The following is a 21,880-nucleotide window of genomic DNA, read 5'->3' on the forward strand; positions in this document are numbered from 1 at the left end:
ATCCGGCAATCTCCCACCGGTGGTCAGGCCTGTTTCCTGCGCCCTTTCAGGGCCTCCAGGCGAGGAGTAATACGCCGCCGCCGATGGCGGCGATGCCGCACCACTGGCGCAGGTCCAGGCGCTCACCGAGCAGCGCCACACCGAAGATGGCCACCAGTACCACGCTCAACTTGTCCACCGGCGCTACCAGCGAAGCCGGACCGAGCTTGAGCGCCCGGTAATAGCACAGCCAGGACAGGCCGGTCGCCACGCCCGAGAGCAGCAGGAACAGATAGGTACGGCCGGTGATGCTGGCCAGGGGCTGCGCCTGACCGGTGGCTGCGACGATGGCCGCCAGGACCACGACCACCACCAGGGTGCGCAGCAGGGTGGCGAAGTCGGCGTTGACGTGCTCCACGCCCAGCTTGCCGAAGATGGCGGTGAGGGCGGCGAAGGCCGCCGCCAGCAGGGCCCAGAACAGCCAGGAGCTGGTCATGACTAGAGAGGCTCGAGCTTGGCGTAGCTCACCATGAGCCACTTGCTGCCTTCGTCCTTGAAGTTCACCTGTACCCGGGCATGGGCGCCGGAGCCTTCGTAGTTGAGGATGACCCCTTCGCCGAACAGCGCGTGGCGCACCGGCTGGCCGAGGCTGAAGGTGGTTTCCGGGACCGGCGCCTGGGCGAAGGGACTGGGGCGGCTGCCGGCGAAGGGCTGCTTGACCGCATTGGACAACCGCACCTCTTGGATCAGGCCATCCGGCACCTCGCGGACGAAGCGCGAGACCTTGTTGTAGGTCTCGCTGCCATAGAGGCGACGGGTCTCCGCATAGCTCATCACCAGCCGGCGCATGGCGCGGGTGATGCCCACGTAGGCCAGGCGACGCTCCTCTTCCAGACGGCCGGGTTCTTCCAGGCTCATCTTGTGCGGGAACAGGCCTTCCTCCATGCCGGCGAGGAACACCAGGGGAAATTCCAGGCCCTTGGCACTGTGCAGGGTCATCAGCTGAACGCTGTCTTCGTGGCTGTCGGCCTGGGTGTCTCCGGACTCCAGGGCGGCGTGGTCGAGGAAGGCCGCCAGGGGCGTCATCTCCTCGTCACCGCTGAAGTCGAAGGAGCGGGCGGCACTGACCAGTTCTTCCAGGTTCTCTACCCGGGCCTGGCCCTTTTCGCCCTTCTCTTCCTTGTGGAAGGTGACCAGGCCGGTCTGCTCGATGATCTGCTGCACGAGGTTGTGCAGGGACAGGTCCTCGGCCTTGAGCGCCAGGGTGTCGACCAGTTCGACGAAGGCGTTGAGCGCCGCAGCGGCGCGACCGGAGACCGCGCGGGCGCCGACCAGGTCGTGCAACGCCTGCCACAGCGAGGTGTTCTGGGCCCGCGCGGCGCTGCGCAGGGCTTCCACGGTCTTCTCGCCGATGCCCCGTGGCGGTACGTTGATCACCCGCTCCAGGGCGGCGTCGTCGTGGCGATGCTGGATCAGCCGCAGGTAGGCCATGGCGTTCTTGATCTCGGCACGCTCGAAGAATCTCAGGCCACCGTAGATGCGATAGGGGATCTTCTCGCGCAGCAGTGCCTCTTCCAGCACCCGCGACTGGGCGTTGGATCTATAGAGGATGGCCATTTCGCGGCGCGTGGTGCCCTTCTTGAATTCGCTCTCGATGGTCTCGACGATGTAGCGCGCTTCGTCGTGTTCGTTGAAGCCGGCGTAGAGGGTGATGGCCTCGCCTTCGCCGGTATCGGTCCACAGCTCCTTGCCGAGGCGGCCGAAGTTATGGGCGATCAGGCCGTTGGCAGCCTTGAGGATGGTGTCGGTAGAGCGATAGTTCTGCTCCAGGCGGATGATCTCCGCGGAGAAGTCCTCGTTGAACTGCTGGATGTTCTCGATCTTGGCGCCGCGCCAGCCATAGATGGACTGGTCGTCGTCGCCCACCACCATGAGGCTGGCGCCGTTCTGGGCGAGCAGCTTGAGCCAGGCGTACTGGACGGCGTTGGTGTCCTGGAATTCGTCCACCAACAGGTGCTGGAAGCGCCGCTGGTAGTGCTCCAGCAGGCTGGGGCTGTTGCGCCAGAGATCCAGGGCGCGCAGCAGCAACTCGGAGAAGTCGATCACCCCGGCGCGAGCGCAGGCCGCTTCATAGGCCTCGTAGATGCTGCGCATGGTGCTGAGGAAGAGGTCTCCCGCGGCCTGGATATGCTGCGGACGCAGGCCCTCGTCCTTCTGGCCGTTGATGAACCACTGCGCCTGGCGCGCCGGCCAGCGCTGCTCGTCGAGGCCCAGCTCGCGGATCACCCGCTTGACGATGCGCTGCTGGTCGTCGCTGTCGAGGATCTGGAAATTCTGCGCCAGCCCCGCTTCCTGCCAGTGGGCGCGCAGCAGGCGGTGAGCGAGGCCGTGGAAGGTGCCGACCCACATGCCCTGCGGACTCATGCCCAGCAGCTGCTCGATGCGATGGCGCATCTCGGCGGCGGCCTTGTTGGTGAAGGTCACCGAGAGGATGGAGTGCGGCGAGGCGCGCTCGACCTGGATCAGCCAGGCGATGCGATGCACCAGCACCCGGGTCTTGCCCGAGCCGGCACCGGCCAGGACCAGTTGGCGCCCCAGGGGCGCGGCCACGGCTTGGCGTTGGGCATCGTTGAGGGAGTTGAGCAGCAGCGAGATGTCGTCGTTCATCGCCGCATTCTACCGACGCGGGGAAAGGAGCGCCAAACCAGACGGATGGGAGGGGTAGGGCAGGGTCTTTGAATCTCCGTCCAGCAGGCTGGACGGAGGCTGAAGCAGGACGGCCGCGGGCGCGCTATCAGGCAGCGATCGGCGAACGCCAGTCGTCGGAGCCGGAGGTACCGGAGACTTCGTGGGTCCAGACGATCTTGCGGTAGGTGAAGTAGACGTCTTCCAGGTGGGTGAAGTGGGCCATGCTCGGGTCCTGGCAGTTGGGCATGCGCGACTGGACGTCGACGATGATGGCGTCTTCCAGTTCGATGGTGAAGTAATGCTCCTGGGTGCCGGTGGCCGAGGTGCGGTACCACTCCAGGCGGCACTTGTTCAGGCGTTCGCCGGAGGTCAGGGCGTTGAAGATCAGCGGCGAGGCCTTGTCGAAGACCTTGGTGATCATCAGCGGCTTGTGCACGCGCTGGCCGGTGGGCTGGCCGGACTGGGGATCGCGCGGGATGATCACCTGGTGGTTGAAGGCCTGGACCAGGATCTGGTCTTCGTGACCTTCCTGGAAGATGTTGCCGACCGAATCCTCGGTGAAGGTGCCGGCGGTGATCAGGCCTTGCTTGGTGCCTTCGAGGGACAGATACGCGGGTGTTGGCATGATGCTCTCCTTGCCTGGTTGATGGGCTTCATGGCCCGGGTGACCCGTTACCGAACAAACGCCATGCCAGCTAATGAAAATCCTTTTCAATCAGCGACTTGGAGAAAATACGCGGCGTCAGGGCAGGGCGACTGTGCGCGGGTGCTCAAGGAGTTGCGCAGAAGCTTGCGCGCGGCTGGAAAAAAGTTGTCCTGCGGTCGGTAGTCCGGCCTGGCGAAGGCTACGCAAAGCCTGGCGCGACGCCCCGTGCGGCCGTGCTGAATCGTAATGAGCAAGAGCCTTGGCAGACGTTATGTAGTATAAGTGCCACGCACTACATCCCCTCTGCTAGACGAGATACGCCTGTGAACCTCATGCAACACATTGCTCAATCCCGCCACCTGCTGCGCAAGTCGGAGCTCAAGGTCGCCGAGCAGGTGATGGTGGATCCGGCAGCGGTCATGCACAGCTCCATGGCCGATCTGGCCCATAACGTCGGCGTGAGCGAGCCCACCATCGTGCGCTTCTGCCGCGCCATCGGTTGCGATGGCTTCCAGGATCTCAAGCTGCGCCTGGCGCAGAGCCTGGCGGCGGGGGCCAGTTTCGGCCAGTTCGCCATCCATGAGAACGATGCGGTGGAGGACTTCAGCCTGAAGATCTTCGACACCACCCTGCATACCCTGATGGACGTGCGCGAGCGGCTGGACATGCGGGCGCTGGAGACGGCCATCGAGGCCATCGCCAGGGCGCAGCGGGTGATGTTCTACGGCTTCGGTGCCTCGGGTTCGGTGGCCAACGACGCCCAGCACAAGTTCTTTCGCCTGCAATTGAGCGCTACCGCCTATTCCGATCCGCACATGCAGGCCATGTCGGCGGCGACCCTGACGCCTTCCGACGCCGCCATCTGCATCTCCCAGTCGGGGCGCTCCAAGGACCTGTTGATCACCGCCAATCTGGTTCGTGACAACGGCGCCGCGCTGATCACCATCTGCCCGGGGCAGACGCCGCTGGCCGACCTGGCCACGGTGAACATCGCCATCGACGTGCACGAGGACACCGACATCTATGTGCCCCTGACCTCGCGCATCGCCCACCTGGTGGTGATCGATGTCCTGGCCATGGGCGTGGCCATGTCGCGCGGGCCGGCACTGGTCGAACATCTCAAGGGCGTCAAGCGCAGTCTGCGCAGCCTGCGGCTGTCGTCGAAGTCGACCAAGCACAGCGACACCCAATAGTCGTCTTACTGTCGCCAAACGGTCACCTGCAAGGGGGAAGCTGCCCATTCCGATCCCAGCCCGGAGGAATAGGCATGACCGCTCTCGTCCAGGAATCCAGCCTTCGTCTCGACAGCAAGACTCGCAGAAAGCTACAGGATCAACGGCGGATGAAGTTTCGCCGCGCCATCGAAGCCCGCGCCGAAGAACAGCGCCTCGCGGTCGAGCTCGATGAGCTGCTGTTTCTCAATCAGCTGCTGGACGAGCGCCAGGCCCAGCGCCGACAGCAGGTTCCAGCGCAATACCTAACGCATTGATCAGGCTGCGCTGACTGCGCAGATAGTCGACGAAGGCCCGGGCCACCGGCGACAGCGGCTTGCCGCGCGAATGGACCACGCACCAGGAGCGCCGCAGCGGCAACTCGGCGACTTCCAGCTCCACCAGGCTGCCGGCGGCGAGATCGCTGCGAATGGCCTGGCGCGGCAGCAGCGCCAGGCCGAGGCCGGCACGGACCGCTTCGCGTTGCGCCTCGAAGGCGCCGATCTCCAGTTGCTCGGCGAAGTGGGCACGTTTCTGCTTGAGATAGTCCTCGCAGGCCTGGCGCGTGCCTGAGCCGACTTCGCGTACCAGCAGCGGATAGGCCGTCAGGTCGCGCAGACTGAGACCGTTGCGTCCGGCCAGGACATGGCCCGGACGCGCCACGGCGACGATGGCATTGTCCAGCAGCGGCAGGAACTCCAGGTCCGCGTTGCTTGGCACTCCGGACATCAGCGCCACGTCCTCGCGATTCTCCGTCAATCGCCGCAGCACCCGGGCATGGTTGCCCACGGTCAGCGCCAGGTCGACCTGGGGATGGCTGCTGCGGAACTGGCTGAACAGGTGGGGCGCCAGGTATTGGGCGCTGCTCTCCACCCCCAGCCGCAGCTGGCCGTGCAGGGCCCCGCGCAGGTTCGACAGCTGCATGTCCAGGCTGCCCAGCCGGGCGAAGAGATCGCGACCGGTCTGGCGCAGGGCCTCGCCGGCCTCGGTGAGGTAAAGGGTGCGATTGACGTAGTTGAACAGCGCGGCGCCCACCACCTCTTCGAGCTGGCGTACCTGCAGGCTCACCGCCGGCTGGGTCAGCGCCATGATGTCGGCCGCGCGACTGTAGGAGCGCGCCTCGCAGACGGCCTCGAACACCTGCAATTGGCGAAAGGTGAGCCGCATCAGTGGCTTGCGCATGGGCATCGACGAGATCCATAAGTGATTCCTTATGAAGTATCCAACAATTATTTATTTTCCATAAGAGAGACCCTGGCGTAGCTTCGAATCACCGGCAATAACAAGGGCTGCAAACCGCAGCAGACAAGGAGCCAGGTGTGATCAAGAAGATACTCATCGCCAACCGGGGCGAGATCGCGGTCCGCATCGTGCGGGCCTGTGCCGAGATGGGCATCCGCTCGGTAGCGGTCTACTCCGACGCCGATCGTCAGGCGCTCCACGTGAAACGTGCCGATGAAGCCCATGGGATCGGCAGCGATCCGCTCGAGGGTTATCTCAATCCGCGCAAGCTGGTGAACCTCGCCGTGGAAACCGGCTGCGATGCCCTGCATCCCGGCTATGGCTTCCTCTCCGAGAACGCCGAGCTGGCGGAAATCTGCGCCCAGCGTGGCATTCGCTTCATCGGGCCGTCCGCCGAGGTCATCCGCCGCATGGGTGACAAGACCGAGGCTCGACGCAGCATGATCGCCGCCGGCGTACCCTGCACCCCGGGCACCGAAGGCAACGTGGCGGATCTCGCCGAAGCCCTGCGCGAAGGCGATCGCATCGGCTACCCGGTGATGCTCAAGGCCACCTCCGGTGGAGGCGGTCGCGGTATCCGCCGCTGCAACTCCCGCGAGGAGCTGGAACAGGCCTATCCGCGGGTGATCTCCGAGGCGACCAAGGCCTTCGGCTCGGCCGAAGTGTTCCTCGAGAAGTGCATTGTCAATCCCAAGCACATCGAGGCGCAGATCCTCGCCGACAGTCACGGCAACACCGTGCACCTGTTCGAGCGCGACTGTTCCATCCAGCGGCGTAACCAGAAGCTGATCGAGATCGCGCCCAGCCCCCAGCTCACCCCCGAGCAGCGCGCCTACATCGGCGACCTGGCGGTACGCGCGGCCAAGGCGGTGGGCTACGAGAACGCCGGTACCGTGGAATTCCTGCTCGCCGAGGGCGAGGTGTATTTCATGGAGATGAACACCCGGGTGCAGGTGGAGCACACCATCACCGAGGAGATCACCGGCATCGACATCGTTCGCGAGCAGATCCGCATCGCTTCCGGCCTGCCGCTGTCCTTCGCCCAGGAAGATGTTCTGCACCGCGGTTTCGCCCTGCAGTTCCGCATCAACGCCGAAGACCCGAAGAACAACTTCCTGCCGAGCTTCGGCAAGATCACCCGCTACTACGCCCCGGGCGGACCGGGGGTGCGCACCGACACCGCCATCTACACCGGCTATGTGATCCCGCCGTACTACGACTCCATGTGCCTCAAGCTGATCGTCTGGGCGCTGACCTGGGAAGAAGCCATGGATCGTGGCCTGCGCGCCCTGGACGACATGCGCGTGCAGGGGGTGAAGACCACCGCGCCCTATTACGAAGCCATCCTGCGTGATGCGGAATTTCGCAGCGGGCGCTTCAACACCAGCTTCGTGGAAAGCCATCCGGAGCTGACCCAGTACTCGATCAAGCGCAATCCGACGCACCTGGCCATCGCCATCGCCGCCGCCATCGCCGCCCATGCCGGTCTGTAAGGACAGAACAATGAAAAGCATCCAGATCACCGACACCATCCTGCGCGACGCCCACCAATCGCTGCTGGCGACCCGCATGCGCACCGAAGACATGCTGCCGATCTGCGCCAAGCTCGACCAGGTCGGCTACTGGTCGCTGGAAGTCTGGGGCGGGGCGACCTTCGACGCCTGCGTGCGCTTCCTCAAGGAAGATCCCTGGGAGCGCCTGCGCCAGCTGCGCCAGGCGCTGCCGAATACCCGTCTGCAGATGCTCCTGCGCGGCCAGAATCTGCTCGGCTACCGGCACTACAGCGACGATGTGGTCGAGGCCTTCGTCGAGCGGGCCGCGGCCAATGGCATCGACGTCTTTCGCATCTTCGATGCCATGAACGATGTGCGTAACCTGGAGACCGCCATCCGTGCGGTCAAGGCCAGCGGCAAGCACGCCCAGGGCACCCTCTGCTACACCACCAGCCCGGTGCACACCGTGAGCGCCTTCGTCGACCAGGCCAGGCGCATGGCCGACCTGGGCGTGGATTCCATCGCCATCAAGGACATGGCCGGCTTGCTCACGCCCTATGCCACCGGCGAGCTGGTCAAGGCGCTCAAGGAGGCCCTGAGCCTCGATGTGGTGGTGCACTCCCACGACACCGCCGGGGTGGCCGCCATGTGCCAGCTCAAGGCGGTGGAGAACGGCGCCGACCGCATCGACACGGCCATCTCCAGCCTGGCCTGGGGTACCAGCCATCCGGGCACCGAATCCATGGTCGCCGCCCTGCGTGATACCCCCTACGACACCGGGCTGGATCTGGAACTGCTGCAGGAGATCGGCCTGTACTTCCATGCGGTGCGCAAGAAGTACCACCAGTTCGAGAGCGAATTCACCGGGGTCGACACCCGGGTGCAGGTCAACCAGGTGCCGGGCGGCATGATCTCCAACCTGGCCAACCAGTTGCGCGAGCAGGGCGCCCTCAATCGCATGAACGAGGTGCTGGAAGAGATCCCGCGGGTGCGCCAGGACCTGGGCTATCCGCCCCTGGTGACCCCGACCTCGCAGATCGTCGGTACCCAGGCCTTCTTCAACGTGCTGGCCGGCGAGCGCTACAAGACCATCACCAACGAGGTGAAGCTCTATCTGCAGGGTCGCTACGGCAAGGCGCCGGGCGCCATCTGCGAGCAGCTGCGCAAGCAGGCCATCGGCCAGGAAGAGGTGATCGAGGTGCGTCCGGCCGATCTGCTCAGCCCCGAGCTGGCACGGCTGCGCGCCGAGATCGGTGACCTGGCCAAGCGCGAAGAGGACGTGATGACCTTCGCCATGTTCCCCGACATCGGGCGCAAGTTCCTCGAAGAGCGCGCCGCCGGCACCCTGGTGCCGGAAGCCCTGCTGCCCGTGCCGTCGGCCGATGGCGTGGCGGCGGTGGGCGGCCAGGGCGTGCCGACCGCCTTCAGCGTCGACGTGCACGGCGAGACCTACCAGGTGGACATCACCGGCATCGGCCTCAAGAGCGAGGGCAAGCGGCACTTCTACCTGTCCATCGACGGGGTGCCGGAAGAGGTGGTGTTCGAAGCCAGTGGCGACTTCGTCGCCGAGGGTGGGCAGCGGCGGCGCCAGGCGGAGCGGTCGGGCGACGTCAGCACCACCATGCCGGGCAACATCGTCGAGGTGCTGGTCAAGGAGGGCGACCAGGTCAAGGCCGGGCAGGGCGTGCTGGTCACCGAAGCCATGAAGATGGAGACCGAGATCCAGTCCCCCATCGCCGGTACCGTCACCGCGGTGCGGGTGGCCAAGGGCGATCGGGTCAATCCGGGCGAGGTGTTGATCGAAATCGAAGGCTGAGATCACTTCGATTTCCCTTGGGGGCCGATAGGCCCCCTTTTTTTATGGGCATTCGCTATCCATTCGATTGATAAAAAGCACTAACACCTTTCGATAGGGTCTGCTATTTAATATAGCCAAGGCTATAACGATCCCGGGAGGATTCGCGATGCTGAAAGATCTCAAAAGACGCGCCCTGCGTGGCCTGCTGGACAAGCTGCTGGACCAGCCCGTCGAACGTCGCCCGCTGGCTGTGCAGCCCGAGCGCTCGCGCGATCTGTCGGCCCACACTGCTCACTGATCCCTGCTGATCTGGCGGAGACCGCTGCGCCTCTGCGCCGCTCATCAGCGCCTCCGTTGCGTCCTGGCCGAGGCGCTTTTCCTCTACTTGTCTCCTTCATTCGCCCTCTTCATCCAAGGTTACAAAGTCCCGGTGCACGTTCGATAGGTTGTGCTATCTAATATAGCCAAGGCTATGAATTCGTGGGGCGGCAGATGCTGAAGAAGACGAGACGCTGGGCGCTGGCGGGACTGCTGGGGTTGTTGCTCGGCAATGCCGCCCAGGCCGCCGAGCCGTTCAAGGTGGTTACCACCTTCACGGTGATCGCCGACATGGCGAGCAACGTGGCGGGGGATGCCGCCCAGGTGGAATCCATCACCAAGCCCGGCGCCGAGATCCACAACTACCAGCCCACCCCGGGCGATCTGCTCAAGACGCGCGATGCCCAACTGGTGCTGTGGAACGGCCTGAATCTGGAGCTCTGGTTCGAGCGCTTCTTCAGCCGCATGAAGGACGTGCCCAGTGCGGTGGTTTCCCAGGGCGTCGCGCCCATCGCCATCGCCCAGGGCCCCTATGCCGGCAAGCCCAATCCCCATGCCTGGATGTCGCCGCAGGCAGCGCTGGTCTACGTCGACAACATCCGCGAGGCCCTGGTGCAGCACGATCCGGCCAATGCCGAGACCTACCGGCGTAACGCCGAGGCCTACAAGGCACGCATCACGACCACCCTCGACCCTCTGCGCCAGCAATTGCGGGCGATTCCCGAACAGCGCCGCTGGCTGGTGTCCAGCGAGGGTGCCTTCAGCTACCTGGCCCGCGACCTGGGGCTCAAGGAGCTCTATCTCTGGCCGATCAACGCCGATGCCCAGGGCACGCCGCAGCAGGTCCGCCGGGTGATCGAGACGGTGCGCGCCGAGCGGATTCCGGCGGTGTTCAGCGAGAGTACCGTTTCCGCCGCGCCGGCCGAGCAGGTGGCGCGGGAGAGCGGCGCCCGCTATGGCGGAGTGCTCTATGTGGATTCCCTGAGCGCCGCCGATGGGCCGGTGCCCACCTATCTCGACCTGCTGCGGGTCACTACCGAAACCCTGGTCAAGGGGCTGGCGCCATGATCGCCCTCGACGGGGTCAGCGTGACCTATCGCAATGGCCACACCGCCCTGTGCGACGCCAGCCTGGTGGTGCCTGGCGGTTCCATCACCGCCCTGGTGGGGGTCAATGGCAGCGGCAAGTCCACCCTGTTCAAGGCGATCATGGGCTTCGTGCCCCTGCGCAGCGGCCAGGTACGGGTCGATGACCTGCCGGTGGCGCAGGCGCTCAAGCGCAACCTGGTCGCCTACGTGCCCCAGAGCGAAGACGTGGACTGGGACTTTCCGGTGCGGGTGGAAGACGTGGTGCTCATGGGCCGCTATGGCCGGATGAATTTCCTGCGCCTGGCCCGCGCCGCCGATCACCAGGCGGTGGGCGCCGCCCTGGCCCGGGTAGGGCTGACCGAGTTGCGCAAGCGGCAGATCGGCGAACTTTCCGGTGGCCAGAAGAAGCGGGTCTTCCTCGCGCGCGCCCTGGCCCAGAACAGCCGGGTGATCCTGCTGGACGAACCCTTCACCGGGGTGGACGCCACCTCCGAGCGCGCCATCATCGAATTGCTCCAGGCCCTGCGCGCCGAAGGGCGTTCGATGCTGGTGTCGACCCATGATCTGGCCAGCATCGAGCGCTTCTGCGACCGCACCGTATTGCTCGATCGCACCGTGCTGGCCCAGGGGCCGACGGCCGAGGTCTTTACCCGCGAGAACCTGGAACGCACCTTTGGCGGCGCCCTGCGCCTGTTCGAGGCTGGCCAGGCGGCGCCGCGGCGCCGGGAGCGTGCCTGATGGAAGGGCTGCTGGAACCCCTGGCCTACGGCTACATGAGAAACGCCCTGGGCGCAGCGGCGCTGGTGGGCGGACTGTGCGCCTTCCTTTCCGCCTACCTGATGCTCAAGGGCTGGTCGCTGATCGGCGATGCCCTGTCCCATGCCGTGGTGCCTGGCGTGGCCGGCGCCTATCTGCTCGGCCTGCCGCTGGCCCTCGGCGCCTTTCTCGCCGGCGGCGCGGCGGCCGGGGCCATGCTCGGCCTACGGCAGTACACGCGGCTCAAGGAAGACGTCATCATCGGCCTGATCTTCAGCGCCTTCTTCGGTGGCGGGCTGTTCCTCGTCTCGTTGGCGCCGGTCGCGGTGGACATCCAGACCATCGTCTTCGGCAACATCCTGGCCATCACCCCCGAGGCCAGTCGCCAGCTGCTGATCATCGCCGCCATCTCCCTGCTGGTTTTGCTGCTGAAGTGGCGCGACCTGCTGCTGGTGTTCTTCGACGAGGGCCAGGCGCGCGCCTGCGGCCTCAATCCCACCGGCTACAAGCTGCTGTTCTTTACCCTGCTGGCGCTGAGCACCGTGGCGGCCATGCAGACGGTGGGCGCCTTTCTGGTCATCGCCCTGGTAGTGACGCCGGGGGCGACGGCCTATCTGCTCAGTGATCGCTTCTCGCGGGTGGTGCTGATCAGTGTGGCCATTGGGGTCGGCAGCGGACTGCTGGGCACCTATCTCAGCTACTTCCTCGACGGCGCCACCGGTGGCTGCGTGGTGGTCTTGCAGACCCTAATCTTCCTGCTGGCCTTCGTCCTGGCGCCGCGTCACGGCCTGCTGGCCAACCGCCGGCGGGCGCGGCAGACGGCGGAGGCGGGCTGATGGACTGGTTGCGGCTGACCGTCGAGGTCGACTTCATGCGCCAGGCGCTGCTGATGGCCGTGCTGGTAGCGATCCCGACGGCGCTGTTGTCGTGTTTCCTGGTGCTCAGGGGCTGGGCGTTGCTGGGCGATGCCATCGCCCACGCGGTGTTTCCCGGCCTGGTGCTGGCTTCGGCGCTGGGCGCACCGCTGGTGGCGGGTGCCTTCATCGCCGGGCTGGGCTGCGCCCTGGCGACCGGCTATCTCAGGCGCCACAGCCGGGTAAAGCAGGACACCCTGATGGGCGTGGTCTTTTCCGGGATGTTCGGCCTGGGCCTGGTGCTGCACGCCAGGCTGCCTACCGAATTGCACCTGGACCACATCCTGCTCGGCGATCTGCTGGGGGTCACTCCAGAAGCCTTCTGGCAGATGGTGGTGATCGCGGCCGTGGTGGTGCTGGTCCTCGTCTGCCGCTGGCGCGATCTGCTGGTGCTGGCCTTCGATGCCGCCCAGGCGCGGGCGCTGGGACTGCGGGTGGACCTGCTGCACTACGGCCTGCTCGGCCTCATCGCCCTGACCGTGGTCGGCGCCCTGCAGGCCGTGGGCATGGTACCGGTGGTGGCATTGCTGATCGCCCCGGGGGCAACGGCCTTTCTGCTCACCCGCTCCTTTGGCATGATGCTGCTGGTAGCCACGGCGCTGGCGGTGACGGCGGCCCTGGGCGGCGTGCTGCTGAGCCTGGCCTGGGACAGCGCACCGGCGCCGACCATGGTGGTGTTGCTGACCGCCGGCTTCCTGCTCGCCCTGGCATGGCGCCTGTGGCGGGATGGACGTCGCTCGGGCGATAAGGGCGTTCAATCGGCCTGATGTAATCGGTTGACTGGCCTGGCCAGGCGCTCCCGGTCACGCTCGCCTTCCCTCAGGAGAACCATCATGAAAACCGTTGCCCAGTTACTCGCCGCCAAAGCCCAGCAGGACGTCTACACCACCACGCCGGAAGCCTCGGTGCTCGAAGCGCTGCAACTGATGGCCGACAAGAACGTCGGGGCACTGCCGGTGATGCGCGGTGGCGAATTGGTGGGCATCGTCAGCGAGCGTGACTACGCCCGCAAGATGGTGCTGCAGGGGCGTTCCTCCTACGCCACCCCGGTGAGCGCCATCATGACCGCCGCGGTGATCATCATCCTGCCGTCGCAGAGTGTCGCCGAGTGCCTGGCGCTGATGACCGAACATCGCCTGCGTCACCTACCGGTAATGGGGAACGGCCAACTGATCGGCCTGCTGTCCATTGGTGACCTGGTCAAGGAAATCATGGTCGAACAGGCCGCGCTGATCCGCCAGCTGGAAGGCTACATCCGCGGCGAGTGAAGGCGGCTGTCTCAACCTGTCCCAAATTCCGTAACGACAATCATTACCATCCGTGTCCTTTCTCGTCTGGAGGGCACGTTGTATGGCAAGGTCGCACCCGTTCATCCTCACACCTTTGGCTCTGGGCCTGGCGCTGGCCAGCCTGGCGGCCGGCGCCGAGGAGATCACTGAACTCGATACCACGGTGGTCACCGCATCCGGCTTCGAACAGCGGCTGGAGGACGCCCCGGCGTCGGTCACGGTGATCGATGCCGAAACCCTGCGCAAGCGTCCGATCCGTGACCTGGGCGATGCCCTGCGCGACGTCGAGGGCGTGGTGGTCAACGGTTCGGCCAACGAGACCGATATCTCCATCCGCGGCATGCCTGGTGATTACACCCTGATCCTGGTCGACGGCAAGCGCCAGAGCGCCCGGGAGTCGCGGGTCAACGGCAACCGCGGCTACGAGCAGAGCTTCATTCCGCCAGCGGCCGCCATCGAGCGGATCGAAGTGGTGCGCGGGCCGATGTCGTCGCTATATGGCTCCGATGCCATCGGTGGGGTGATCAACATCATCACCAAGAAGAATGTCGCGCAGTGGCATGGCTCCCTGACCACCGACTATATCGCCCAGCAGCACAAGGAGCAGGGCAATTCGCGGCAGGGCCAGTTCTTCCTCGGCGGTCCGCTGCATGCCGACCTGCTCGGCCTGCAACTCTGGGGCCGCTACCTGGATCGCCAGGCCGACGACGACGTCCAGCAGACCCGGGGTTTCAGCAAGGCGCGCCACCGCGACCTGACCGGGCGCCTGGTGTTCACCCCGAACGAGGATCACGAGATCCTGCTGGAAGCCGGCCAGACGCGCCTGCGCAATGGCGATGGCCTGAGCAATGACTGGGCCACCCGCCAGCAGGACAACGACCGCGATCACTGGTCGGTGAGCCATACCGGGCACTGGCAGGGCGGGATGCGCTCGGACGTCTCCCTGGCGCACGAGGAAACCTCGCGTGAAGGCCTGGCCACGCCGGCGCAGACCGACGTCTTCGGACGCAAGCCGCAGGTGAACAACACCGTACTGGATGCCAAGCTGGTGACCCCGCTGGACGATCACCTGCTCACCACCGGTCTGCAGTACAACCACGGCGAGGTGCAGGACTGGAACCAGGGGCTGAACGACCGTCGCCAGTACTCCTTCTCGGTGACCCAGCGGGCGCTGTTCGCCGAGGACGAGTGGGCCATCACCGACAGCTTCGCCCTCACCGGCGGGCTGCGCCTCGACGACCACGAACAGTACGGCAAGCACTGGAGCCCGCGGCTCTATGGCGTCTGGCACGCCACGCCCCAGTGGACCTTCAAGGGCGGCGTCTCGCGTGGCTTCAAGGCACCGGAGATCCGCGCCGTGGTGCCCGGCTACGCCTATCTGCGGCGCAATCGCTTCGTCATGCTCGGCAACCCGGACCTCAAGCCGGAAACCAGCACCAACTACGAGGTGGCGGCGCTCTGGTCCAACCGCCGCAACCTCGAGGCCGCGGCGACGCTGTTCTACAACGACTTCCAGGACAAGCTCTCCACCGTCACCACCACCGAGCGCTGGAACGGCTATATCCGCATGGATCGCATCAACGTCGACGAGGCGGTGATCCGTGGCGTGGAGCTGAGCGGCGGTTGGGACATCACCAAGGCCCTGCGCCTGGGCGGCAACTTCACCTACCTGGACTCCGAGCAGCGTAGCGGCCCCAACAAGGGTGCGCCCCTGTCGCTGACCCCCGAGCGCAAGGCCAATCTGCGCCTGGACTGGACCCTGACGGACCGGCTCAACCTGTGGACGGCGCTGGACTACTACGGCGAGGAGTACGACGCCACCCTGACTGCCGAAGCGGCGCCGGCCTACACCACCTGGGACGTTGGCGGCGGCTTCGTGGCGACGCGCAACCTGAGCTTCAATGCGGCGATCCGCAACCTGAACGACCGCCGCCTGGACGACGAGACCTATGGCACGGTGAACTACGGCCGGCATCTGTGGGTGAGTGCGACTATGAGTTTCTAACTGGATGAGTGTTGGGTTTAGCTGAGCAACTGTCCTTTGACGTAACCCCTTGATCGCGGCCATGGGCCGCTCCTACAGGCGCATCCGACCCTTGTAGGAGCGGCCCATGGCCGCGATTTTGGTTGGGCTGATCTAAATCAAATCGCTAGCGGCAGGATCACCCGCGCGCACAGGCTGCCCTCTGGACGGTTGTGCAGCTGCAGCTCGCCGCCATGGGCGAGGATGCAGGCCCGGGCGATGGCAAGGCCCAGGCCGAGCCCGCGGGTGGAGTCCTGGCCCGGAGGCCGGTAGAAGGGTTCGAAGACCCGTTCCAGCTGGTCCTCCGGCAGGCCGGGACCGTCATCGAGGATGTCTAGCCGGAGTAGCTGTGGCGCGGGACGCGACAGCTCGAGCGTAGCGCTGCCGCCGTGTTGCAGGGCATTGTCGAGCAGATTGCCCAGGGCACGCTTGAGCGCCAGTGGGCGACCCCGGAGCGGGAACGGTCCGTCCTCCGGCCAGGTCACCGGCTGGTCCAGCGCCTGGTAGCGCTCGCGCAAGTCCTGCAGCAGGGCGCTCAGGTCGATATCCTGGTGGACCTCGGTCTGGCGCTCGCCACGGATGAAATCCAGGGTCTCCTGCACCATGGCGTCCAGCTCGCCCAGGCTTTCCTCCATATCGTCCCGTTCGGCCGAGGGTTCCAGCAGGGCCAGCTGAACCCGCAGCGCGGCCAGCGGGGTATTGAAGTCATGGCTGATGGCGGCCAGCATGCGCACCCGGTCGTCCAGGTGGCGCAGCAGCCGCTCCTGCATCAGCTCGAAGGCCGCCGCCAGCTCCCGTGCCTCGCGCGGCCCCCGGCGGACGTCCAGGCGACTGCGCTCGCCCCGGCTGAGTCCCTCGGCGGCGCGGGTGAGTTGCCGTAGCGGACGCACCAGTTGCCCGATCAGCAGCCAGCCGAGCAGCAGCACCGGTACGGCGCCCAGTAGCAGCGACCAGCCCAGGGCGGTCAGCCAGCCATCGCTGCGCGCCGGATACTGCACGGCATTGAGCCAGCGGCCGTCGGGCAGGGCCAGGCTACTGCGCAGCTGCAGGGGCGCCCAGCCGGCGGCGGTCAGCGGCGAGGCACGGGCGGCCTCGCCGGCGGTGCTTTCCAGTTGCATCACCAGGCCGTCTTCGAGTTGCCCCAGGCGCCGCGCCAGATCGCGGGCCAGGCGGCGTTCTTCGGTGAGCATGGGGAAGGGGGCCACCTCGGGCGTCGCGGCCACCCAAAGTCGCGCCGGTGGTTCGGCCAGCACCCGCAGCAGGGCGTCCGCCTGCGCCGCGGGCAGGCGGTCGACCGCTGTCCGAGCGACCGCCAGGCGCTCCAGGGCCTGGCCGTAGGACAACGGGTGGACCAGCGAACCGGTCTGGTGCAGCACCAGTGCCGCGGCGGCGTGCGCCAGCAGCAGGGTGGCGCAGAACAGCAGGCAGAGGCGCGGCGTGATGCCCTGCAACCAGCTCCGCCAGGGCGTGACCACGGCTAGTCCAGCGCCTCTACCGGACAATCCAGCAGATAGCCGCGGCCCCAGACGGTACGCAGGGGCGACTCGCCGGATGCACTGGCCAGGCGCAGCCGCAGGCGACTGACCTGGCGATCCAGGGAGCGGTCTTCCAGCTCGCGATCGGGCGCTCGCACCTGGGCCAGTAGCCGATCACGATGCAGTACGGCCTGGGGCTGACGCAGGAAGGCCAGCAGCAGCCGGGCCTCGGCCTGGCCCAGGCGGCGGGCGCTGCCGTCGGAGTGGCACAGGCATTGGGTGAGGGGGACGTAGTGCCAGTCGGCGAAGCGATAGGTTGCCGCGGGTGCGGGCTCGCTCGGGACCGCCGGGGCGGTCGCCTGGTAGCGCCGGTGCAGGGTACGGATCCGCGCCACCAGTTCGCGTGGCTCGAAGGGCTTGGTCAGGTAGTCGTCGGCGCCCTGTTCCAGGCCGAGTACGCGGTCGTCCACCTCGCCCCGGGCGGTCAGCAGGATCACTGGCGTTGCGCTGCGTTCGCGCAGCTCGCGGCAGAGGCTGAAGCCGTCGCCGTCCGGCAGCATCACGTCGAGGACGATGACGTCGAAGCGCTGCTCGGCGAGCAGCGCCTGCATTCGTGCGGCGTCGGCCGCGGTGGTGGCTTCGAGACCCTGGCGCCGCAGATAGAGGGCCAGGGGTTCGCGCAGCTTGCGGTGGTCGTCGACGAGCAGGACGTGGATGGCGGTCACGGCGATCGGGCTGGTGGTAGCAACCGCTCTAGGATAGCGCTTTGCCACCGTCCTTGGTATTGCTTCTCATTTGCCGGATGCGACTGCCAGGACGCTGAGTTGACGCCCGTCGGCCGCGAAGTTGTCCGCCGCCAGCCAACGTTCGAAGCCGGCCTTTACCTGCGGCCATTCCCCGTCCAGCAAGCTGAACCAGGCAGTGTCGCGATTGCGGCCCTTGACCACCCGATGCTGGCGGAAAAGGCCTTCGTAGCTCAGGCCCAACCGTTCGGCGGCTCGCTTCGAGCGGGCGTTGGCGTTGTCGCATTTCCATTCCAGTCGGCGATAGCCCAGGGCGAAGGCTTCCTGCATCAGCAGATACAAGGCTTCGGTGGCCAGGGGCGTGCGCTGCAGGCGGCCACCGAAGGCGACGTGGCCGATCTCGATGCTGCCGTGCTCCGGGACGATGCTCATCAGGCTGAGTTGCCCCAGGGCGCGGCCGTCACGCGGGTCCACCACCGCATAGAACAGCGGATCGCGGCCCTGGGCCAGGTTGGCCAGCCAGGCGTCGAAGGCAACCCGCTCGGTGAAGGGGCCGTAGGGCAGGAAGTCCCAGAGCGCCGGGTCGTCGGCGTGCAGGGTTTGCCAGAGGTCGGCACCGTGGCGCGCCGGATCGAGGGGCTCCAGGCGCACATGGTGCCCGGGCAGCAGGCGAGGTTGGGGCACGCGGGCAGGGGTCCAGGCGAGGGTGGTCATGGGCGGTCTCCCAACAGGTGGCGGTACTGGATGAACCCGGAGCGGGCGGCGATGCGGTCATAGAGCTGGCGCCCCGGGTAGTTGGTTTCCTGGGTCAGCCAGTGCACCCGATCGCAGCCAGCGGCCGCGGCACGGGCGTAGACATGCTCGATCAGGGCGCGCCCCAGGCCGCCGCCGCGATGGCCCTCGGCGACATAGAGATCCTGCAGGTAGCAGTAGTCGGCTTCGGTCCAGCAGGAGCGGTGGTAGATGAAATGCACCAGCCCCAGGGCGCGATCACCCTCCCAGGCCAGGGCGCCATGCATGGGTTCGCTGGGGTCGAGCAGGCGCTGCCAGGTGCGGGCATAAGTGGCTTCCGGGAGGACGGTCTCGTAGAAGGCCAGATAGGCCTGCCAGAGGTCGTGCCAGACGCCGTGGTCGGCCGGGGTGAGAGGGCGAATGGTCATGGGGGGTCCGGGGTCAGGATAGGGCGGTCATCAGTCCGGCAAGGGCCTGGGCGCTTGGATCGATACTGGCGGCCAGGCCCCGGCGGACGCCTTCGCGGTCGGCGGCGTTGCGGTTCTGGCTGAGTTTGGCGATGCCGTGAAGACGGTCGATGGGCAGGCGCAGGCCGCGGATGGCGCGCAGCATGCCCTGCAGGTAATCCGTGGGTGCATCCGCTACCCGCCAGGGCACGGACCGTCCGCCTTCGTGCTGGTCGGTGAGGCGCTCCAGCAAGGGCAGCAGGCGCTCGGGGTCATCGAAGACCTCGACCGTGCCGCGGGCGTGCACCGCCTGGTAGTTCCAGGTCGGGACGACCCGCCCGTGCTCGGCCTTGCTCGGATAGAGGGCCGGGCTGACATAGGCTTGCGGCCCCTGGAAAACCGCCAGCACCCGCCCATCCTCGACCATCGCTGCGGCCTGGGGATTGCTGCGTGCCAAATGGCCATAGAGGGTGCCGTAGGGGCCCTCGTCTGGGTCCAGCCAGAGGGGCAGGTGGCTGACCAGCGGACCGCTGGCGCTCTGGCTGACCAGCAGCGCCAGGGCCTGGGCCTCTAGCTGCCGATGCAGGCTGGGCAGGTCGTCGAGACGGAAAGCGGGATTGGGGTACATGGGGGAGGTCTCCAGCGGCGTCTCACCATGCTAAGGTCGGCTTTGGCTCCCTGTAAGAGCCACTTCCTGCGACTTCGAGGGTGCCAATCATGCTGGGATTCGATCCCTCGGGTCTGCTGCTGGAACCGGGCCAGGGCCTGGCCCGCCAGCTCTATCAAGGCTTGCGCGGGCGCATCCTGGCCGGCGAACTCGCGGCCGGGGTAAGGCTGCCGGCCAGCCGTGAAATGGCGCGATTGCTGGGTATCTCGCGCAACACCGTGACCGCCGCCTACGAACAGCTGCTGGCCGAAGGCTTTCTCGATAGTCATCTGGGCGATGGCACCTACGTGGCCGGCACGGCCCAGGCGCTGGCACGTCAGACGGACGCCGTACCGACGGCGCCGCAGGCCCTTGCCAGCGTCCCCCCTGGCGCGCCGCGTGCCTTCCGCGTCGGGTTGCCGGCGGTGGACCTGTTTCCCTTCGCCACCTGGGCACGCTTGCAGCAGCGCTTCTGGCGCCAGCCGGATGCGGCGCTGCTGGGCTATCGGGAGCCCGGCGGCGAGCCGCGTCTACGCCGGCTGCTGAGTGCCTATCTGCGCCAAGCACGGGGACTGGTCTGCGCGCCCGAGCAGATCCTCATCACCAGCGGGGCGCAGCAGGCCATCGAACTGTGCGCCCGGCTGCTGCTGGCCCCTGGCGCCCTGGCGGCGATGGAAGACCCAGGCTATCGCGCGGCGGGCCTGGCGCTGCAGAGCGGTGGCGCGCGCTTGCAAGGGGTCGCGGTGGATGGCGCCGGGCTCAGGGTCGAGCAACTGGCCGAGCAGCGAGACTGCCGGCTGGTCTATGTCACGCCCTCGCACCAGTATCCCACCGGCGCCGTGCTCTCCCTGCCAAGGCGGCTGGCGCTGCTCGACTGGGCGCGGCAGGCAGACGGCTGGATCGTCGAGGACGACTACGACGGCGAGTATCGCTACCAGGGCGCGCCGCTGGCGCCCCTGGCCGCGCTGGATCGCCATGGCCGGGTGCTCTATGTCGGTACCTTCTCCAAGATCGCTTTTCCCGGCCTGCGCCTGGGCTATCTGGTGGCGCCGCCCGCGCTGGTGCCGGCGCTGCTGGCCTTGCAACGGGCCGGCATTCGCCACCTGGACAGCGCCACCCAGACGGTCGTGGCCGACTTCATCGAGCAGGGCCATTTCCAGCGCCATATCCGCCGCATGAGACGCGCCGCGCGCAGTCGGCGCGATGCCCTGCTGGCCGGCTGGCCCCAGGTCACCGGCTGCGCCGCGCCGGACGTCCCGGTGGCCGGCTTGCACCTCTGCCTGCCGGTGGCGAGCCTGGCCCGAGAAGCCGAGCTGGTGGCCCAGGCGGCAGCGGTCGAGGTGGAGCTCAATCCCCTGTCGCGCTACTGGCTACCCGAAGGCCCAACTCCGCCCGACACCCGCGCTGGTTTGGTACTGGGCTTTGCGGCGGTGCCGGAGGTGCGGATCGCCGAGGCGCTGGCGAGGTTGCGGGGGGCCTGGACTTGAGTCGCTAGCCCTGCCGCCGATGCTCCCCGAAGGCCGCGGTAATGGCCCTGAGGGTCGCCCGGGTACGGGGATCGGTGAGCGACGAATGCAGCTCGATGGCCTGGGAGGGGATGGCGGGCAAGCCCAGTGCCGGGCCGACGTCCACCAGGTTGGCCGTTGCGAGCCGGCGCGGAAAGGCGGCCACGGCGAGACCGGCGGCGAGGGCCGCGGCGACCGCCGAGGTGCCACCGACGAAGACGCTGGTCCAGGGAATGCCGGCCGCGTCCAATAGCCGGTTGGCCGGATCCCGCACGGCGCACTGGGTCAGGTAGCTGGCGAGGCGCAGGGGCTCGCCGGGGCGCGGCGCGAAGTCCGCCGCGGCGTACCAGCCGAAGTGCTCGGGGCCGAGCACTTCGCCCTGCCGACGGTCGTCGTCGCTGCGGATGATGACGGCGTCGAATTCGCCCTGGTCGTAGGCGCTCAACAAGGCGGGGGCATCGTCTACCGAGACCTCCAGGGTCAGGCACGGATCGAGGGCCTTGAGCCGGGCCAGCAGGGTAGGCACCTCGGGACCGAAGAGGTGGATGGCGATGCCCAGGGTGAAGCGCCGATGCGGCTGGTCGCTCAAGGCCGCCAGGGCCTGCTCGTGGGCGAAGAGGAAATCCCGCGCCCGCGGTAGGAAGCGCTCCCCGCCGACCGACAGGCGCACCTGGCGCGGCGTGCGCTCGAGCAGCCGCTCGCCCAGGCGATTCTCCAGTCGCTTGAGCTTGACGCTGAGGGCGCCTTGGGTCGAGCCGAGTAGGTCCGCTGCCCGGGTGAAACTACGCAGCTCGGCGATGGTGACGAAGGCCTGTACCGCGTCGACATCGAGACTCTTCATGTATCCATCCACTTTTGTTGTCACTGAAATATCCAGCTATACGATTG

22 protein-coding genes are annotated in these 21,880 nt (G+C 66.9%); 12 read left to right on the plus strand and 10 right to left on the minus strand.

Annotated features, from left to right (window positions below; genetic code table 11):
- Positions 1 to 46: 46 nt before the first annotated feature.
- The 3 genes from AR540_RS10590 to AR540_RS10600 form a co-directional block, all read right to left on the minus strand.
- Positions 47 to 475, minus strand: a complete 429-nt coding sequence (locus AR540_RS10590) for an EamA family transporter (protein WP_059228692.1) — start codon at positions 473 to 475, stop codon at positions 47 to 49.
- 2 nt (positions 476 to 477) lie between these two features.
- Positions 478 to 2,646, minus strand: coding sequence for a DNA helicase II (gene uvrD / locus AR540_RS10595; protein WP_059228694.1), 2,169 nt, complete (start codon positions 2,644 to 2,646; stop codon positions 478 to 480).
- Between the two features lie 127 nt (positions 2,647 to 2,773).
- Positions 2,774 to 3,292 (minus strand): Hcp family type VI secretion system effector, encoded by a 519-nt coding sequence (locus AR540_RS10600; protein WP_059228695.1) that lies wholly within the window; start codon positions 3,290 to 3,292, stop codon positions 2,774 to 2,776.
- 344 nt (positions 3,293 to 3,636) lie between these two features.
- Between AR540_RS10600 and hexR the strand changes: the two genes are divergently transcribed.
- Together hexR and AR540_RS26055 are read left to right on the plus strand one after the other, a co-directional pair.
- A complete protein-coding gene (hexR, locus tag AR540_RS10605) occupies positions 3,637 to 4,506 on the plus strand; it encodes a transcriptional regulator HexR (protein WP_059228697.1) in 870 nt (289 codons plus the stop codon).
- Between the two features lie 74 nt (positions 4,507 to 4,580).
- Complete coding sequence (locus AR540_RS26055; protein WP_082706973.1) at positions 4,581 to 4,802, plus strand: PA3496 family putative envelope integrity protein; 222 nt, start codon at positions 4,581 to 4,583, stop codon at positions 4,800 to 4,802.
- Here the strand turns inward: AR540_RS26055 and AR540_RS10610 are convergent.
- Positions 4,732 to 5,706, minus strand: coding sequence for a LysR family transcriptional regulator (locus tag AR540_RS10610; RefSeq protein WP_059229723.1), 975 nt, complete (start codon positions 5,704 to 5,706; stop codon positions 4,732 to 4,734). The genes AR540_RS26055 and AR540_RS10610 overlap by 71 nt on opposite strands.
- 137 nt (positions 5,707 to 5,843) lie before the next feature.
- Here AR540_RS10610 and AR540_RS10615 point away from each other — a divergent pair, with 137 nt between their 5' ends.
- The 9 genes from AR540_RS10615 (at position 5,844) to AR540_RS10650 (ending at position 15,427) form a co-directional block, all read left to right on the plus strand.
- Positions 5,844 to 7,259, plus strand: a complete 1,416-nt coding sequence (locus AR540_RS10615) for an acetyl-CoA carboxylase biotin carboxylase subunit (RefSeq protein WP_059228699.1) — start codon at positions 5,844 to 5,846, stop codon at positions 7,257 to 7,259.
- A 10-nt stretch (positions 7,260 to 7,269) separates the two neighbouring features.
- Positions 7,270 to 9,075, plus strand: a complete 1,806-nt coding sequence (gene oadA / locus AR540_RS10620; protein WP_059228701.1) for a sodium-extruding oxaloacetate decarboxylase subunit alpha — start codon at positions 7,270 to 7,272, stop codon at positions 9,073 to 9,075.
- 148 nt (positions 9,076 to 9,223) lie between these two features.
- Positions 9,224 to 9,355 carry a hypothetical protein gene (locus AR540_RS26210; RefSeq protein ID WP_269085529.1) on the plus strand — a complete coding sequence of 44 codons (132 nt, stop codon included), beginning with the start codon at positions 9,224 to 9,226 and terminating at the stop codon, positions 9,353 to 9,355.
- A 194-nt stretch (positions 9,356 to 9,549) separates the two neighbouring features.
- The gene (locus tag AR540_RS10625) at positions 9,550 to 10,443 is read left to right on the plus strand and encodes a metal ABC transporter substrate-binding protein (RefSeq protein WP_059228703.1); all 894 of its coding nucleotides are present in this window, start codon (positions 9,550 to 9,552) and stop codon (positions 10,441 to 10,443) included.
- Positions 10,440 to 11,201, plus strand: a complete 762-nt coding sequence (locus tag AR540_RS10630) for a metal ABC transporter ATP-binding protein (protein ID WP_059228705.1) — start codon at positions 10,440 to 10,442, stop codon at positions 11,199 to 11,201. The genes AR540_RS10625 and AR540_RS10630 overlap by 4 nt, the downstream gene beginning before the upstream one ends.
- On the plus strand, positions 11,201 to 12,055 hold the full coding sequence (locus AR540_RS10635; protein WP_153014215.1) for a metal ABC transporter permease: 855 nt from the start codon (positions 11,201 to 11,203) through the stop codon (positions 12,053 to 12,055). The genes AR540_RS10630 and AR540_RS10635 overlap by 1 nt, the downstream gene beginning before the upstream one ends.
- Entirely contained in the window at positions 12,055 to 12,900 is an 846-nt protein-coding gene (locus tag AR540_RS10640) for a metal ABC transporter permease (RefSeq protein ID WP_059228709.1), read from the plus strand. The genes AR540_RS10635 and AR540_RS10640 overlap by 1 nt, the downstream gene beginning before the upstream one ends.
- Before the next feature lie 66 nt (positions 12,901 to 12,966).
- Positions 12,967 to 13,401 (plus strand): CBS domain-containing protein, encoded by a 435-nt coding sequence (locus AR540_RS10645; RefSeq protein ID WP_059228712.1) that lies wholly within the window; start codon positions 12,967 to 12,969, stop codon positions 13,399 to 13,401.
- Between the two features lie 82 nt (positions 13,402 to 13,483).
- A complete protein-coding gene (locus AR540_RS10650; protein WP_059228714.1) occupies positions 13,484 to 15,427 on the plus strand; it encodes a TonB-dependent receptor domain-containing protein in 1,944 nt (647 codons plus the stop codon).
- Between the two features lie 137 nt (positions 15,428 to 15,564).
- Here AR540_RS10650 and AR540_RS10655 read toward each other — a convergent pair whose 3' ends face one another.
- The 5 genes from AR540_RS10655 to AR540_RS10675 form a co-directional block, all read right to left on the minus strand.
- Positions 15,565 to 16,920: a sensor histidine kinase gene (locus tag AR540_RS10655; RefSeq protein WP_236712044.1), complete on the minus strand. Its 1,356-nt coding sequence runs from the start codon at positions 16,918 to 16,920 to the stop codon at positions 15,565 to 15,567.
- A 2-nt stretch (positions 16,921 to 16,922) separates the two neighbouring features.
- The gene (locus AR540_RS10660) at positions 16,923 to 17,645 is read right to left on the minus strand and encodes a response regulator transcription factor (protein ID WP_059228716.1); all 723 of its coding nucleotides are present in this window, start codon (positions 17,643 to 17,645) and stop codon (positions 16,923 to 16,925) included.
- Between the two features lie 66 nt (positions 17,646 to 17,711).
- Positions 17,712 to 18,377: a GNAT family N-acetyltransferase gene (locus AR540_RS10665; RefSeq protein ID WP_059228718.1), complete on the minus strand. Its 666-nt coding sequence runs from the start codon at positions 18,375 to 18,377 to the stop codon at positions 17,712 to 17,714.
- Positions 18,374 to 18,823 carry a GNAT family N-acetyltransferase gene (locus tag AR540_RS10670; protein WP_059228720.1) on the minus strand — a complete coding sequence of 150 codons (450 nt, stop codon included), beginning with the start codon at positions 18,821 to 18,823 and terminating at the stop codon, positions 18,374 to 18,376. The genes AR540_RS10665 and AR540_RS10670 overlap by 4 nt, the downstream gene beginning before the upstream one ends.
- A gap of 13 nt (positions 18,824 to 18,836) precedes the next feature.
- Positions 18,837 to 19,469, minus strand: coding sequence for an FMN-binding negative transcriptional regulator (locus AR540_RS10675; RefSeq protein ID WP_059228722.1), 633 nt, complete (start codon positions 19,467 to 19,469; stop codon positions 18,837 to 18,839).
- Between the two features lie 80 nt (positions 19,470 to 19,549).
- Here AR540_RS10675 and pdxR point away from each other — a divergent pair, with 80 nt between their 5' ends.
- A complete protein-coding gene (gene pdxR / locus AR540_RS10680; protein WP_177339221.1) occupies positions 19,550 to 20,974 on the plus strand; it encodes a MocR-like pyridoxine biosynthesis transcription factor PdxR in 1,425 nt (474 codons plus the stop codon).
- Positions 20,975 to 20,978: 4 nt separating this feature from the next.
- Here pdxR and AR540_RS10685 read toward each other — a convergent pair whose 3' ends face one another.
- Positions 20,979 to 21,833, minus strand: coding sequence for a LysR family transcriptional regulator (locus AR540_RS10685; RefSeq protein ID WP_059228726.1), 855 nt, complete (start codon positions 21,831 to 21,833; stop codon positions 20,979 to 20,981).
- Between the last annotated feature and the right edge of the window lie 47 nt (positions 21,834 to 21,880).

The sequence above is a fragment of the Pseudomonas sp. EpS/L25 genome, from assembly GCF_001512295.1.
Lineage (GTDB): Bacteria > Pseudomonadota > Gammaproteobacteria > Pseudomonadales > Pseudomonadaceae > Chryseomonas.

Excerpts from the sequence above, each read along its gene's own strand:
- AR540_RS10590 (WP_059228692.1), bottom strand. The coding sequence starts at position 475 with ATGACCAGCTCCTGGCTGTTCTGGGCCCTGCTGGCGGCGGCCTTCGCC.
- uvrD (WP_059228694.1), bottom strand. The coding sequence starts at position 2,646 with ATGAACGACGACATCTCGCTGCTGCTCAACTCCCTCAACGATGCCCAA.
- AR540_RS10600 (WP_059228695.1), bottom strand. The coding sequence starts at position 3,292 with ATGCCAACACCCGCGTATCTGTCCCTCGAAGGCACCAAGCAAGGCCTG.
- AR540_RS26055 (WP_082706973.1), top strand. The coding sequence starts at position 4,581 with ATGACCGCTCTCGTCCAGGAATCCAGCCTTCGTCTCGACAGCAAGACT.
- AR540_RS10610 (WP_059229723.1), bottom strand. The coding sequence starts at position 5,706 with ATGCGCAAGCCACTGATGCGGCTCACCTTTCGCCAATTGCAGGTGTTC.
- oadA (WP_059228701.1), top strand. The coding sequence starts at position 7,270 with ATGAAAAGCATCCAGATCACCGACACCATCCTGCGCGACGCCCACCAA.
- AR540_RS26210 (WP_269085529.1), top strand. The coding sequence starts at position 9,224 with ATGCTGAAAGATCTCAAAAGACGCGCCCTGCGTGGCCTGCTGGACAAG.
- AR540_RS10625 (WP_059228703.1), top strand. The coding sequence starts at position 9,550 with ATGCTGAAGAAGACGAGACGCTGGGCGCTGGCGGGACTGCTGGGGTTG.
- AR540_RS10630 (WP_059228705.1), top strand. The coding sequence starts at position 10,440 with ATGATCGCCCTCGACGGGGTCAGCGTGACCTATCGCAATGGCCACACC.
- AR540_RS10635 (WP_153014215.1), top strand. The coding sequence starts at position 11,201 with ATGGAAGGGCTGCTGGAACCCCTGGCCTACGGCTACATGAGAAACGCC.
- AR540_RS10640 (WP_059228709.1), top strand. The coding sequence starts at position 12,055 with ATGGACTGGTTGCGGCTGACCGTCGAGGTCGACTTCATGCGCCAGGCG.
- AR540_RS10645 (WP_059228712.1), top strand. The coding sequence starts at position 12,967 with ATGAAAACCGTTGCCCAGTTACTCGCCGCCAAAGCCCAGCAGGACGTC.
- AR540_RS10650 (WP_059228714.1), top strand. The coding sequence starts at position 13,484 with ATGGCAAGGTCGCACCCGTTCATCCTCACACCTTTGGCTCTGGGCCTG.
- AR540_RS10665 (WP_059228718.1), bottom strand. The coding sequence starts at position 18,377 with ATGACCACCCTCGCCTGGACCCCTGCCCGCGTGCCCCAACCTCGCCTG.
- AR540_RS10670 (WP_059228720.1), bottom strand. The coding sequence starts at position 18,823 with ATGACCATTCGCCCTCTCACCCCGGCCGACCACGGCGTCTGGCACGAC.
- AR540_RS10675 (WP_059228722.1), bottom strand. The coding sequence starts at position 19,469 with ATGTACCCCAATCCCGCTTTCCGTCTCGACGACCTGCCCAGCCTGCAT.
- AR540_RS10685 (WP_059228726.1), bottom strand. The coding sequence starts at position 21,833 with ATGAAGAGTCTCGATGTCGACGCGGTACAGGCCTTCGTCACCATCGCC.